Consider the following 12,958-nt stretch of genomic DNA (forward strand, 5'->3'; position numbering starts at 1 on the left):
CAAACTTCCGGCAGATTTCCTCAAATCACAAAAAACATTCCAGTTCACAACTCCCCTCATCCATGCTATCATAATAGGAAGACCGCCGGCAGTTCGGCAAGGTGAACTGCCAGGCGAATACGAACGATAAGGCTGGTACTGCTATGACAAACTACACGCGCACTCCCATTTCCGGCGGCCCCGCCCCGGAGATCGGCCAGGCCGCCGAGCTGTCCTCCCGGCTCTGGTCCATCGCCAACGACCTGCGGGGGAACATGGACGCCTCCAAATTCAAAGACTACATTTTAAGCCTGATCTTCTACCGCTACCTGTCAGAGCTGGCAAAAAACAGGGCGGAAACGGAGCTCTTATCCTCCTCCGGCCTTTCCTACGAGGAAATGTTCCAGCGGCAGCCCGCTCTCATCCGGGACTGGTCCCTGGCCCACATTGGCTGTGTGCTGGAGCCCTGCCACCTGTTTTCCTCCATGATCGACCGGATCCGGGACGGCGTATTTTCCGTCCGCGACCTGGAGAGGGCCGTCGCCGCCATCGCCTCCTCCGCCAAAAGCCCGGAGGCGCAGGCCGCCTTTGAAGGGATTTTCGACTCCCTGAACCTCAACGATCTGGAGTTAGGCCGGGAGGAGGCCCAGCGAAACCACCTTATTTCCGCTGTCCTGGAAAAAATCGACGGGATCCCCTTTTCCGCGGAAAACGCCTCCGTAGACGTTCTCGGCACCGCCTACATGATTCTCATCGGCCTGTTTGCCTCTGACGCCGGCAAAAAGGGAGGGGAATTTTTCACTCCCACCCAGTTTTCCAGGCTTTGCGCCCGGCTGGTGTGCCTGGGGCTGGGAACCATTTCCTCCGCCTGCGACCCGGCCATGGGCTCCGCCTCCATGCTTTTAGAGATCATCCGGGAAACCGGCGGGACCGGAGTGGGACATTTCTACGGCCAGGAAAAAAACGGCACCACCTACAACCTGGCCCGCATGAACATGATCATCCACGGCATCCCCTGCGGTCAGTTTTCCTTTTACCACGGTGACACCATTGCCAGAGACCATTTTGACCAGCTGAAATTTACGGTGCAGGTGGCCAATCCCCCTTACTCTCAAAAGTGGAGCGCGGATCCGTCCTACCTGGCGGACCCCCGTTTCTCCGACCCGGGACGGCTGGCGCCCAAATCCTACGAGGATTTTGCCTTTCTCCAGCACATGATCTACCACATGGAGGAAAATGGCCGCGCCGCCGTGCTACTGCCCCACGGGGTGCTGTTTCGAGGCGGGGCGGAAGCTGCCATCCGCGCCCATATTGTGGGAAAACTGAATGTGGTGGACGCTGTGATCGGCCTGCCATCGGGCTGCTTTCACAGCACCCCCATTCCAGTGTGCTGTCTGGTTCTGGCCAAAAACCGCCGCCATCCTGATTCCATCCTGTTCGTGGACGCCTCCCGCAGCTTTATCCCAGGAAAGAAGATGAACACCATCTCCGACGGGCACATCGACCGGATCGTGGGAGCCTGCGAAACCTGGACGGAGCAGGAGAAATTCTGCCGCCCCGTTCCCCTTTCCCAGGTGGCGGCAAACGGCTACAGCTTAAACATTTCCCGGTACGTGGACACGGCGGAGGCAAAACCGCCGGTGGACCTGGCCCAGGTACAGCAGGATCTGGCCCGCCACCGCGCCCGCTGCGCCGAGCTGGAAAAACAGGTAAACGAACAGCTGGCCCGGCTGGGGCTCTAGGAGGTGACTATGAATATTCCCGCACTTCGGTTTCCGGAATTTTCCGGCCCGTGGAAAGCCCTGCCTTTCGGAGAAATCGCCGCTTTGAGAACGGACATTTTCCGTCCGCGGACGAGCCTTCCAGGCTCCCCATCCAACCAGGAGAGTGGAAACGGCACCGCGGCTGCCCCATTTTCCTCCGCCAGTGACAGCACAGACGCCCGCGACGCCGCAGACACTGCCGCCCCTCTGCCCTGCGTTGAGCTGGAGCACCTGGAATCGGGCACCGGCGCCATCACCGGTTTCACCCATCCCCTTCCGTCCATGACGGCCAAAAACCGGTTTTACCAGGGCGACGTCCTCTTTGGAAAGCTGCGCCCGAACCTGCGCAAATTCGCCCGGCCGGACTTTGACGGCATCTGCTCCCAGGAAATCTGGGCTTTAAACGGCATCCTGGCGGACAACGGCTTTCTGTTTCAGCTGGTTCAGACCCCCAGATTCCAGCAGGCAGCCCTGGCCACCTCCGGCACCCGTATGCCCCGTGCCGACTGGAAAACGGTCTCTGCCGTCCCCATTCCCATCCCGTCCCTCGAGGAACAGCGGGCCATCGCCGCCTTCTTAACGTCCATCGACCAGGAAACCGCCGCCCAGAGGCAGGTGCTGGACAGCCTGAGAAAACGGAGGGACGGAGTGCTGGAAACCCTTCTGGCGCCGGGGGACCAACTGCTCCGGGAGGAAACGGGCTTTAAGGAAACCGAAACTCAGCCGGTATTCCCGGACACCGTTTCCCCGCCGAAACCTGCCGTGTTCCGCGAAAATCAGCGGACAGAGCCGTCCGGTTCCGGCTGGCGCCTCATTCCCCTCTCCGCCATTCTCACTGAGCGGAGAGAATACGCCAGAAAAGGGGAGCAGTTTCCACACTTCTCCCTCACAAAGGAGGGAGTTATCCCCAAAACGGCCCGCTATGACCGGGATTTCCTGGTGAAAACTCCGGACAAGCCCTACAAAATCACCCGCACCGGTGACATCTGCTATAACCCTGCCAACCTGAAATTTGGCGTCATCAGCCGGAACCGGCTGGGGGACGGAATCTTTTCCCCCATTTACGTCACCTTTACTGTAAACAGGGATTTTTCCCCCGGCTTTGTGGAATGCGCCCTCACCCGCCCTGCCTTTCTCCGGCGGGCCCTGCGCTACCAGGAGGGCACCGTATACGAGCGGATGGCCGTCAAACCGGAGCATTTTCTCTCCATCTCCATCCCCGTCCCGGACCCGAAAACCCAGCGGGAAATCGCCAGCCTGGCCGGTCTTCTGTGGCAGCAGATCGAGGCGGAGACGCAGGTGCTGGATGATTTAAACGCGCGCAAGCAGGGACTGCTGGAAATGATGTTTCCATAGACAGGGACGGCGGCAGAGCGGAAATACGGTTTCCCGGTTCCCCGCCTGAAACTGCTGCCAAAACCTCTTTATATACGGAAAAGAGCGCCCTTCCAGGCGCTCTCCCGTGCAGTTTGCGCTGCACCGCTGTTCCTATTAATCGTCGTAACGATCGTCCCAGTCATCGTCGTCATCATCGTCATCGTAACGATCATCCCGGTCATCGTCGTCATCATCATAACGGTCGTCCCAGTCGTCGTCCCGATCATCCCAATCGTCGTCATAACGGTCGTCCCGATCATCGTCATATCGGTCGTCCCAATCGTCGTCATAACGGTCGTCCCGATCATCGTCATAACGGTCGTCCCGGTCGTCGTCATAACGGTCATCACGGTCGTCGTCCTTTCCGTCCCATTCACCGTCATCATCCACCCAGTATCCATCCGGAGTGCGGGCATTGGTCAGCAAAGAGCCGTCCTCCTGCAGGTAATACCAGTCATCTCCCACATGAACCCATCCGGTCTTCATATATCCCGCGGCATCAAAATAATACCATTTATGATCAATTAGTTTCCATCCATTTTTCGCGTAGTCGTCATAATCAAAATCGTCCTCATCAAAGTCGTCATCGTCGTCGTCGATTTCGTACCACCAACCATTGGCATCCCGGCGCCACTCATCGGCATAGGACATAACCGGCAGGGAAAGACTCAGCGCTGCTGCGGCGCACAGGGAAAGTAACAGTGATTTTCTCATATAGGGTCCTCCTTGTCATTTATAAACGATATTGGTGATATTATATCATGATTCTTCATAACAGTTTGTAAAATGCGCGTTAATATTTTAGCATTTTGCACAATCCACGATTTCCTGCCGCCGCGGCTATTGCCAAAAATATAAAAGAGACGCATCCGCCTCTGATACGTCCCTCTTTTCTGCGATTCCTATATGCTTTGAATCCGTTTCATTTCTTGTTTCTGTTTCTCCCGGTCTTTCGAAAGTTTCAAAACCAGATTGCGGACTCTGTCAAAAGATTCCTGTTCGCTTTTCAGCAAAACGTATACCATTTCTGATATGTCTTCTTTTTTGTCATATCTTCTGAATGCTTCTCTGTATTTCCCGGCCGGCTGGATTGAGATAGGCAGTAATCCATGATTGATCAGCTGCTGGTTCACAATCATCCTCCCGGTTCTGCCATTTCCATCTGAAAAAGGATGAATCCGTTCAAACAGGACATGGTTTGCCGCAATTTTTTCAAAAACTTCTTTCACTGTCACCGCTTTCATATTGGTTTCCCGGATCCAGTTTTTCATAAGCTCCGGAACGTCCCGCGGATCAGGAGGGTAGTATACCGTTTCCGACAGGCTCCCAATATAAACCGCGGTATCTCTGTACTCTCCCTGCATATGTCTGATATATCCATTTACCTTTTTCACCCATTCTTCATCAATAACTGTCTTCGCAAAAGGAATCAGCATCTCCTGAACTGCAAAATAAGCATTTTTCACATCTGTATATTCTGAATAGGTATGATTCGACCTTACTTCGTCATAATCAATCACTGCGATGGTTTCTTCCAATGAAAGGGTATTCCCTTCGATCGCGTTCGTACTCCATGAAAACCGCCTGGCAAAATCTTCCGTAAACGGCTGACAGATCAGCGGATTTTCCATATGTTTCAATATTTCTTCTCTTTCTGTTTCGATCTGTAAAATTCTATTTTCGTTGTCAGATCGCGGCATGGCATCTGCCTCCCAAAATATAATAAGCATAGTATATCATAGAACCATTGCCATATCTATCAGAATATCCTCGCCAAAATCACAGAAAAAATGGCCGAATCCCTCTGACATAAAGGATCTCGGCCATTTCACAACTGGGCCAGCCGGATTCGAACCGGCGGGATGCAGGAGTCAAAGTCCTGTGCCTTACCGCTTGGCGATGGCCCATCAGTATAAATTGTGTGTAAATATTAAAAAAGTGTGCGCTTGGCGCACACTTGCGCCGGAGCGCGGCTGCGTCAGCAGCCATTTTCCTCTGCGCGGAGTGCGCCTCCTTGCGGAGCATTCTCTTTTAACAGGAAACCCAGTTTCCTGTTAAAAGAAAAAGAGTCCCTAAAACGGAACTCTCGCGCCGGAGCGCTTTTATAAGGGTGGGTACAGGGATTCGAACCCTGGGCCTCCAGAGCCACAATCTGGCGCGCTAACCAACTGCGCTATACCCACCATAACGAGCCTGAAGGGATTCGAACCCCCGACCCACGGCTTAGAAGGCCGTTGCTCTATCCAGCTGAGCTACAGACTCGTATGGCGTCATGAACCTCATGACAAAGCGGGTGATGGGAATCGAACCCACGTATCCAGCTTGGAAGGCTGGTGTTCTACCATTGAACTACACCCGCAGATATATAAGTCGGGGTGACAGGATTCGAACCTGCGCCCCCCTGGTCCCAAACCAGGTGCTCTAGCCAAACTGAGCCACACCCCGTGCTAGGAATCACAACTTACTGCTACTGTTCATCAGCAACGCAGAAGTTATTATATACTATGATTCCTCGAATGTCAATCATTTTTTTCAAATTTTTTCGTAATTAAGCCGCACTTTTTTCCTTGACTTTCGAAACGAAATACATTATACTCAGCTTAATTGACCGCCGGGTCGCGTCTTACCCCATTCCATTAGGCTTAAAAAGGAATGGTGGATAAGGCGCTTTATTTTTTATAAGCGAGGTGATATTATGTTTCGAAAAATGCGCAGAAAACGGTAGGCTTTATCCGTAGAAGAATGTGCCGCTATATTAAATAGGGAAACCGTTCTGTGTGCTGGAAATGTGCATTGACCACATGACGGAGAAAGAAGCGATTGAACTCGTAAAAAAGAAACTGTGAGCATTAAAATTTGAATAAGATGGTAAAATAAAATCAACCCGCCGGGGTTTCATTTTATTGTGTAGTAGGCCTGCGTTACACATGACGCAGGCCTTTTTTATTTGCAAGGAGGATTGATGATCATGTATGAAGGCAAATCACATTCTTTATTTGCCAAATATGCCGTACCACAAATGATCGGACTGTTGTTCAATTCGGTTTATATGATTGTTGACGGCGTATTCATTGGCAATCGGCTCGGTCGTGACGCAATGGCGGCGGCAGCCGTTTCTGTCCCTTTGGTAGAAATACTAATCGCATTGTCCATGGCGGTTGCCACAGGCGCAGGCGTTATGATTTCTTCTCATCTTGGACAAGGAGAAAAGGACAAGGCCCGTAACATTTTTAGCCTGTCTGTTCTCTGTACTGCCGTGATGGGTGTGTTGATCTGTGTGTTAGGAAATATATTTCTTCACCCTCTGGCTGAACTTCTTGGGTCAACACCAGCGATCCATGACGAGGCAATCAGCTATATGTGGTACATTGTTACCTTTTCGCCATTCCTGCTTTTCAGTTTCTTGTTGAGCGGTCTGGTGCGTAACGATAACCGTCCGAAACTTGCTATGTTTGCCCTGATGTTTGGCTCAGTATCCAATATTATTTTGGATTACGTTTTTATGTACCCTTTGAACATGGGGATCGCCGGAGCAGCGCTTGCAACAGCGCTCGGCCCTATTTTTAGTGTACTGATTATGCTCCCTCATTTTCTTTTCAAACGAGGGGATTTGTACCTGACAAAATTCAAATTCAAATGGCGCAATCTGTGTTCGGTTTATGTATTTGGCTTTCCATCCTTCATCATGGAGTTTACGATTGGCATTATTACATTCGTATATAATTTTGCCATTGTACATTATGGCTTTGGAGAAATCGGACTTGCGGCTTACCTTGTAATTGGCTATCTGATGTTGATTATCCTGACGCTGTTCCTTGGCATGGCTCAGGGGTTACAGCCAGTATTCAGTTACTTTATGGGAACCGGAGAGGAAAAACGGAGTAAGGATTTGCTTCACTTTTCCATTAAAATATTTCTGGCGCTGGGGATTTTGTGCTATATCCTGATTATTTTCTTCTCCCGTGGGTTCTTCTCCATTTTTAATCCGGGAGACACAGAACTGATCAATTTTATGGAAAGTAAGAGCCTGCCTTACTTCTCCGGTTTTTTCCTCGCTGGATTTAATATTTTGATGATTTCATACTGGCAGGCAAATGAACAGACAAGCAAGGCACTGGCGGTATCTCTATCCCGCAGTGTAATTTGGCCGCCAATTATGATTGCTGTTTTTCCATTGATTTTGGGGAGTGAGGCAGTATGGGTTTGCCATTCCGCCAGTGAAGCTTTTACAGCAATTACAGCCGTTATATTACTTGTTCTTATGAAAAAAGCAAAAAAAGATTTACATAGCAAAATTTAGGAGGGATATTTATGAATCGTATTATCACAATCGGGCGTGAATTTGGAAGTGGCGGCCGGGAAATTGGCCGGCGGTTAGCTGAAAATCTAAAGCTTGCCTATTATGACCGTGAAATTGTTGAGGAACTGGTGAAACGAACCAAACTGGCAGAAAGTTATGTGTTACAGGTGGAGGAAAGTCAACCGCTCCCTCTGCTCCCGATCACAACCGCCAGAACCTTCGGTATTCCCGCCAACTACCCATTGGATAACCGTTTGTCTATTTTTAAACAAGAGAGTGAGATTATTCGTGAAATGGCCGAGAAATCTGACTGTGTAATTGTCGGACGCTGTGCGGATTATGTTTTACATGACAGGAATCCTTTTCGGCTTTTTGTTTATGCAGATATGAAGTCTAAAATTAAACGCTGTCGGGAGAAAGGAACGGATACAGCACAGATGACAGATAAGGAGGTGCAGCAGAAAATCATTTCCGTTGATAAAAAAAGAGCGCGATATTACCAGTTTTATACTGACCATAATTGGGGCGGCAAGTCGCATTACGATTTGTGTGTCAATACCAGCGGAAACGATATAAAAAAATTAGCAAATGCACTGGCATATTTTCTGACTGGTATTTAGCTTTTGTATTATAAAGAGTGTGCGCAGTAGTGCACACTCGCGCCGGAGCGCAGCTGCCCAGCAGCCAGTTTCCGTTGCGCAGAGTGCGCCTCCCGCTGGACTGACGGGAGAGGAGTTTTTTTTACTCTCCCGCCCTATTTCCCCACCTGTTTCAGCGTATAATGAGCCTCGCCGTCCCCGTCAATCTCCATAATCATATAAGTAGGTTTCCGGCCCTCCTGGCGGGGAAAGGAAAGACTGCCCGGGTTGAGCACCGTCAGGCCGTTTGCCTGCCACAGATAAGGCTTGTGCGTGTGGCCGAACATGGCGATGTCGCAGCCTCTGGCCCGCGCCTCCTCCTTGATCCGCTCCGTGCCCACGGATACCCCGTAGTAGTGGCCATGGGTGAGCAGCGCCCGGTATTTTCCGATTTTGATCTCCCGCTCCCGGTCCAGCATGGAAAAAAAGTCGTTGTTCCCCAGCACCATTTCCATGCGGCACTCCTTATTGACCCAGTCGCAGATGCGGTTCTCGCTCCCCTCCGCGTCTCCCAGATGGATAAACATATCCAGGGGCAGATTTTCCTCAATCACCTTCTTCAGATTCTCATCCCTGCGGTGGGTGTCGCTGACGATCAGTATTTTCATCTCACTTCTTCCTCCCCGAAGATTTCTTTCAGCTTGTGTTTCATGGCCTCCAGGGCTTTTCCCCGGTGGCTGATCTGGTTTTTCTCCTCAATGGAAAGCTCCGCCGAAGTTTTCCCGAATTCCGGTATATACAAAATGGGATCGTAGCCAAAGCCGCCCGCTCCCGCCGGCGTTTCCGCGATCAGGCCCTCCATGGTCTCCTCCGTGTGCACCACCTGGCCGTCCGGCAGGACCGCGGCGATGTTGCAGACGAATCTGGCGCTGCGCTCTGCTCCCTTAGCATCCTTCAGCCGGTCGATGAGAACCTGGTTTTTTATCTCGTAGGAGGTGTCCTCCCCCATGTACCGGGCGGAATAGATCCCCGGCTCTCCGTTTAAATAGTCGATCACCAGACCGGAATCATCCGCCAGCACGATTCCGCCGGTCTTTTCCCAGACCGCCTTCGCCTTGATGGCGGCATTTTCTCCGAATGTCGCTCCGTCCTCCACGATGTCTAAGCAGACCCCCGCCTCCTTCATAGACAGGATCTCCATTCCCAGATCCGCTAAAATCAGCCGGATCTCCCTCATTTTCCCTTCGTTTCCCGTGGCAAATACAATCTTGTGTTTCATATTCTCCTCCCAAGTGTCACCGTTTAGCCGTGTATGCCTTCAGGCAGACATTGCAGCCCTCCTCCTCAGCCCGGAACCAGCCTCTGCCGTCGTAGCTGATGTAGCCCTCGCCGTCCGTTAGATCCACCTTCCGTTTCCCGTCGCCGGGATCGTATTCGATGGCCACGGGATGGATTTTTCCAGGGCTTTTGATGCTTACCACCGCCGCGAACCGCTCCCCGTCTTTCAAGGAAACGGGACGATCCAGGGAAACGGTGTAAAATCCGGCGTCCGAAAAGCTGCCCGACGCCGCCAGGGTCCTGTTTTTCAGGCTCGGCGCCCCGTCCGCGTCTCTCACAATGTAAATTTCATATTCCGTATCCGGCCCGGTGGCGTAAAAGCCCACCGCCTCCAGACGCTCTCTTTCCCCGGCGGTGTAGACGTTGGCAAACCACGCCGTTTCGTCTTCGTAGCCCACCTGGCCCACCCAGCCGTTTAAATCCGTCTGGTAAATATGGTCGTAATTGTCCGGCTCCTCCACGCTGATGTAGCCCACGTTGCTGGTGCCGATGTTGGTATCATAATAGGAAATGTAGAAATAGCCGCCGTCCCCAAAGGCCTCTCCCCAGCTGTTCACGCAGAGGAAGGCCCCGTCGCCCTCCGGCTGCCTGCGGAAATTCTCCCTGGGATAGGCGTCATCCCAGCCCACGATGACCACGTCGTGATTGGCCTCCGCCGTGCCGTCATAATAATAGGCCGCGGTCTGGCTGTTATAGTAGGAAGACTGGCTGTAGGGCCCTGCCAGGTCGGTGTAAATGCTGCTCTGCACCCCGCCGTCCTCGTAAACGGCCCGCTTGATCCGCTCGTAATCCTTTGAAGGATAAAGGCGGATTTCCTGCACGTGTTTCGCCGCCGGAATCCCCTCTGAGCGGACGCCGTCGCCGTAGACGTCATCCGCCTCCGCCACCGGCCCCTCCCAGGACAGCAGATAGGCCATGGACATGATGTAGTCGCCGCCGTCCGCCTGCCCTTTGGGAAACTGCTCCCACAGGGACATATGGTCTTCCGAAAAATCCATCCGCTCCGCCTCCGGCAGAGACGTTTCCAGGGCTGTGAGGGAGGCAAATGCCCAACAGGTCCCCAGGCTGCCCTGATTTTTCACCGGAATGGCCCGGCCGGCCTCCCGGTAGTCATAACGCTCCGGCAGCGGCCGCGTTCTCCCGGCTGCCGCCCCGTCCATTCCAATGGCCGCCAGCATCATCACCGCCAGCCCCAATACCCATGCTCCTGCCTTCAAATGCTACTCTCCTTGTTTCCTCTTTGGGGGTTTCGGCCCCAGAAACTGATAAAAATAGGTTTTCATCATTCCATTATAGATCTTCCGGTTCTTGTCCGCCTTGCGGCCCATGTATTTCTCCGTATCCCCGTAGGCGGTGATCACGTAGGCCGACCAGGAATCCAGGGCGGCAAACCGCTCGCCCAGCTGGCGGTAAAGCTCCGGCAGGTTCTTTTTCTCCTCAATCCGCTCGCCGTAGGGCGGGTTGGTGATGAGGAATCCATACTTTTTCGGGTGGCTTAACTCGCTCACCGGCCGCTGCTGGAAATGGATCAGATGATCCACCCCCGCCGCCTGGGCGTTGGCCCGGGCCGAGCGCACCACGTCGCCGTCTATGTCATATCCCTGAATGTCCACCTCCACGCTGTCGTCCACCAGGTCTCCCGCCTCGTCGCCGGCCTCGTACCAGCATTTTCTGGGAATCACGTTGCCCCAGTCCTCCGCCAGAAAGCTGCGGTTCATGCCGGGGGCGATGTTTGCCGCCATCATGGCCGCCTCGATGGGGAAGGTGCCGCTGCCGCAGAAGGGATCCACCAGGATCCTGTCCTTTCTCCAGGGCGTGAGCAGAATGAGGGCCGACGCCAGGGTCTCGGTGATGGGCGCCTTGCTGGTGAGGGTGCGGTAGCCCCTCTTGTGAAGGGAAACGCCTGTGGTATCCAGTCCCACCGTCACTATGTCCTTATGGATAAACACCCGCAGGGGATAGCTGTTTCCGCTCTCCGCAAACCAGGTGATCCCGTACTTTTCCTTCAGCCGCTCCACCATGGCCTTTTTCATAATCGACTGGATGTCCGAGGGACTGAACAGCTTGCTCTTGATGGAAGTGGCCTTAGCCACCCAGAATTTTCCGTCCTCCGGGATAAATTCCTCCCAGGGCAGAGCCTTCGTCCCCTGAAACAGCTCCTCAAAGGTGGTCGCCGGGAAACTGCCCACTTTTATGAGCACCCGTTCCGCCGTCCGCAGAAACACGTTCGCCCTGCAGATGGCCGCCTCGTCTCCCCAGAACGTCACCTTGCCGTCCTCCACCAGGGAAATCTCATATCCCAGATCTGTCACTTCTTTTTTCAGTACCGCCTCCAGGCCAAAATGGCAGGGGGCAATCAGTTCAAATTTCCGCTCCAAGCCTTCGTCCTCCTACAGCTCGATCTCCTTCACCTTCTCCCCCTCAAAGGTGAAAATGGTGAAGGTACGCCCGTCTAAAATGGCGTAGGTCGCCGGGTTTCCGCCTTTGGGAATGGAGGTGGAACCGGGATTTAACACGGTGATGGACACCGTTCTCTCCCCGTCCGCGCACTCCATGTTCTCCGCCTTTAACAGGTGGGTGTGGCCGTGTACCAGCACGTCTCCGTCCTGCATGGGCGGGATGTGATCCTGGTTGAAAATGTGGCCATGGGTGGCGTAGAAGGTGATCCCGTTTAAGACAAACAGGGCGTAGTCCGCCAGAATAGGGAACTGGAGCACCATCTGATCCACCTCCGTGTCACAGTTTCCCCGGACCGCGTAGATCCGGTCCCGAAGGCCGTTTAACATGGCGATGACCTCCTTGGGGGCGTAGTCCTTCGGCAGGTCATTCCTGGGGCCGTGGTATAAGAGATCTCCTAAAAGGATCAGGCGCTCCGCGCCGGAGGCGTCGAAGGCATCCAGGGTCTTCCGGCAGTAGTACGCGGAGCCGTGGATGTCCGATGCGAACATATATTTCATAAGCAATTCTCCTGACTTTTTTCGTTCTTTACCATTGTAAGTCCTGGCAGGTATTTCTGTCAATATTTCTGTGCTGGGGAAGAAGGGGCCGTCTCCAGATATTTGTAACCGTTCAGCCATGCCATTCATAATTTGACGGATTTTCAAAATTGGCTAACGTGAAACGTCATTAGCCGTCAAATGATTCATGCCGGGCGTCAGCCCTATAGAAACATATGGCTGAACGGTTACAGATATTTCCCGCGGTAATAAAGCAGGCCGCCAGCCAGATCCGCCACCGGCCAGCCCAGGCGGCAGAGGCGGCCGCAGGCCCTCATACTCTTAGCCCCTCTGCCGCAGTAAAATACCAGCGGGGCCCCAGGCGGCAGGGACCGGAGCGCCCCGGAAAGCTCCCGCAGCCCGTCAGACAGCTCCGCGCCGTCCCTCCACTCCCCCGCCGCTCCAAACAGCTCCTCAAAGGGCACATTCACCGCCCCCCGCAGATGCCCGCTCTCGTACTCCTCCCGGCTCCGCAGGTCCGCCAAAAGCAAGGGCACCCCCTGATCCAGCCACCGGTCCAGCAAATCTCCCGTAATCATCGGATAGGGAACTCTCACGAATCTCCCTCCAAACCATATGGTCTTGTCTTATCATATGCAAAAAGCCGCCTCGCGTTCGCGAAGCGGC

At 53.5% G+C, this 12,958-nt stretch carries 12 protein-coding genes and 5 tRNA genes; 4 read left to right on the plus strand and 13 right to left on the minus strand.

The genetic code is table 11. From position 1 onward, the window contains the following. Window positions 1-143 precede the first annotated feature (143 nt). Together B5E84_RS14385 and B5E84_RS14390 are read left to right on the plus strand one after the other, a co-directional pair. The gene (locus B5E84_RS14385; RefSeq protein ID WP_087223966.1) at window positions 144-1,721 is read left to right on the plus strand and encodes a type I restriction-modification system subunit M; all 1,578 of its coding nucleotides are present in this window, start codon (window positions 144-146) and stop codon (window positions 1,719-1,721) included. A gap of 9 nt (window positions 1,722-1,730) precedes the next feature. After that, the gene (locus B5E84_RS14390; RefSeq protein ID WP_087223968.1) at window positions 1,731-3,098 is read left to right on the plus strand and encodes a restriction endonuclease subunit S; all 1,368 of its coding nucleotides are present in this window, start codon (window positions 1,731-1,733) and stop codon (window positions 3,096-3,098) included. Between the two features lie 135 nt (window positions 3,099-3,233). Here B5E84_RS14390 and B5E84_RS14395 read toward each other — a convergent pair whose 3' ends face one another. The 7 genes from B5E84_RS14395 to B5E84_RS14425 all read right to left on the minus strand — a co-directional run bounded on the left by B5E84_RS14395 (window position 3,234) and on the right by B5E84_RS14425 (window position 5,564). Continuing rightward, window positions 3,234-3,833 carry a hypothetical protein gene (locus B5E84_RS14395; RefSeq protein ID WP_087223971.1) on the minus strand — a complete coding sequence of 200 codons (600 nt, stop codon included), beginning with the start codon at window positions 3,831-3,833 and terminating at the stop codon, window positions 3,234-3,236. A 188-nt stretch (window positions 3,834-4,021) separates the two neighbouring features. After that, window positions 4,022-4,819 carry a Fic family protein gene (locus B5E84_RS14400; protein WP_087223973.1) on the minus strand — a complete coding sequence of 266 codons (798 nt, stop codon included), beginning with the start codon at window positions 4,817-4,819 and terminating at the stop codon, window positions 4,022-4,024. Window positions 4,820-4,953: 134 nt separating this feature from the next. Then, a tRNA-Gln gene (locus B5E84_RS14405) sits at window positions 4,954-5,026 on the minus strand. A gap of 202 nt (window positions 5,027-5,228) precedes the next feature. Further along, window positions 5,229-5,302 (minus strand) — tRNA-His (locus B5E84_RS14410). A 5-nt stretch (window positions 5,303-5,307) separates the two neighbouring features. Beyond that, window positions 5,308-5,381: transfer RNA gene (locus B5E84_RS14415), tRNA-Arg, on the minus strand. Window positions 5,382-5,407: 26 nt separating this feature from the next. Further along, window positions 5,408-5,478: transfer RNA gene (locus tag B5E84_RS14420), tRNA-Gly, on the minus strand. Window positions 5,479-5,489: 11 nt separating this feature from the next. Continuing rightward, window positions 5,490-5,564: transfer RNA gene (locus B5E84_RS14425), tRNA-Pro, on the minus strand. Between the two features lie 517 nt (window positions 5,565-6,081). Here B5E84_RS14425 and B5E84_RS14430 point away from each other — a divergent pair. Beyond that, on the plus strand, window positions 6,082-7,419 hold the full coding sequence (locus B5E84_RS14430) for an MATE family efflux transporter (protein ID WP_087223975.1): 1,338 nt from the start codon (window positions 6,082-6,084) through the stop codon (window positions 7,417-7,419). 11 nt (window positions 7,420-7,430) lie between these two features. Beyond that, the gene (locus tag B5E84_RS14435) at window positions 7,431-8,039 is read left to right on the plus strand and encodes a cytidylate kinase-like family protein (protein WP_087223977.1); all 609 of its coding nucleotides are present in this window, start codon (window positions 7,431-7,433) and stop codon (window positions 8,037-8,039) included. A 134-nt stretch (window positions 8,040-8,173) separates the two neighbouring features. Here B5E84_RS14435 and B5E84_RS14440 read toward each other — a convergent pair whose 3' ends face one another. The 6 genes from B5E84_RS14440 to B5E84_RS14465 all read right to left on the minus strand — a co-directional run bounded on the left by B5E84_RS14440 (window position 8,174) and on the right by B5E84_RS14465 (window position 12,888). Beyond that, on the minus strand, window positions 8,174-8,665 hold the full coding sequence (locus tag B5E84_RS14440; RefSeq protein WP_087223979.1) for a metallophosphoesterase family protein: 492 nt from the start codon (window positions 8,663-8,665) through the stop codon (window positions 8,174-8,176). Next, window positions 8,662-9,276: an RdgB/HAM1 family non-canonical purine NTP pyrophosphatase gene (gene rdgB, locus B5E84_RS14445; protein ID WP_087223981.1), complete on the minus strand. Its 615-nt coding sequence runs from the start codon at window positions 9,274-9,276 to the stop codon at window positions 8,662-8,664. The genes B5E84_RS14440 and rdgB overlap by 4 nt, the downstream gene beginning before the upstream one ends. A gap of 16 nt (window positions 9,277-9,292) precedes the next feature. Next, a complete protein-coding gene (locus tag B5E84_RS14450) occupies window positions 9,293-10,552 on the minus strand; it encodes a lectin like domain-containing protein (protein WP_242963393.1) in 1,260 nt (419 codons plus the stop codon). Window positions 10,553-10,555: 3 nt separating this feature from the next. Beyond that, entirely contained in the window at window positions 10,556-11,713 is a 1,158-nt protein-coding gene (locus B5E84_RS14455) for a THUMP domain-containing class I SAM-dependent RNA methyltransferase (RefSeq protein WP_087223983.1), read from the minus strand. Between the two features lie 12 nt (window positions 11,714-11,725). Continuing rightward, window positions 11,726-12,292 carry a phosphodiesterase gene (gene yfcE, locus B5E84_RS14460; RefSeq protein WP_087223985.1) on the minus strand — a complete coding sequence of 189 codons (567 nt, stop codon included), beginning with the start codon at window positions 12,290-12,292 and terminating at the stop codon, window positions 11,726-11,728. A gap of 227 nt (window positions 12,293-12,519) precedes the next feature. Then, the gene (locus B5E84_RS14465; RefSeq protein ID WP_242963394.1) at window positions 12,520-12,888 is read right to left on the minus strand and encodes a rhodanese-like domain-containing protein; all 369 of its coding nucleotides are present in this window, start codon (window positions 12,886-12,888) and stop codon (window positions 12,520-12,522) included. Window positions 12,889-12,958 lie beyond the last annotated feature (70 nt).

The sequence above is a fragment of the Lachnoclostridium sp. An14 genome (assembly GCF_002160755.1).
GTDB lineage: Bacteria > Bacillota > Clostridia > Lachnospirales > Lachnospiraceae > Lachnoclostridium_A.

What these genes read in the sequence shown, in the direction of transcription:
- rdgB (WP_087223981.1), bottom strand. Translation starts at nt 9,276, where the DNA reads ATGAAACACAAGATTGTATTTGCCACGGGAAACGAAGGGAAAATGAGG.
- B5E84_RS14385 (WP_087223966.1), top strand. Translation starts at nt 144, where the DNA reads ATGACAAACTACACGCGCACTCCCATTTCCGGCGGCCCCGCCCCGGAG.
- B5E84_RS14395 (WP_087223971.1), bottom strand. Translation starts at nt 3,833, where the DNA reads ATGAGAAAATCACTGTTACTTTCCCTGTGCGCCGCAGCAGCGCTGAGT.
- B5E84_RS14400 (WP_087223973.1), bottom strand. Translation starts at nt 4,819, where the DNA reads ATGCCGCGATCTGACAACGAAAATAGAATTTTACAGATCGAAACAGAA.
- B5E84_RS14435 (WP_087223977.1), top strand. Translation starts at nt 7,431, where the DNA reads ATGAATCGTATTATCACAATCGGGCGTGAATTTGGAAGTGGCGGCCGG.
- B5E84_RS14430 (WP_087223975.1), top strand. Translation starts at nt 6,082, where the DNA reads ATGATCATGTATGAAGGCAAATCACATTCTTTATTTGCCAAATATGCC.
- yfcE (WP_087223985.1), bottom strand. Translation starts at nt 12,292, where the DNA reads ATGAAATATATGTTCGCATCGGACATCCACGGCTCCGCGTACTACTGC.
- B5E84_RS14440 (WP_087223979.1), bottom strand. Translation starts at nt 8,665, where the DNA reads ATGAAAATACTGATCGTCAGCGACACCCACCGCAGGGATGAGAATCTG.
- B5E84_RS14390 (WP_087223968.1), top strand. Translation starts at nt 1,731, where the DNA reads ATGAATATTCCCGCACTTCGGTTTCCGGAATTTTCCGGCCCGTGGAAA.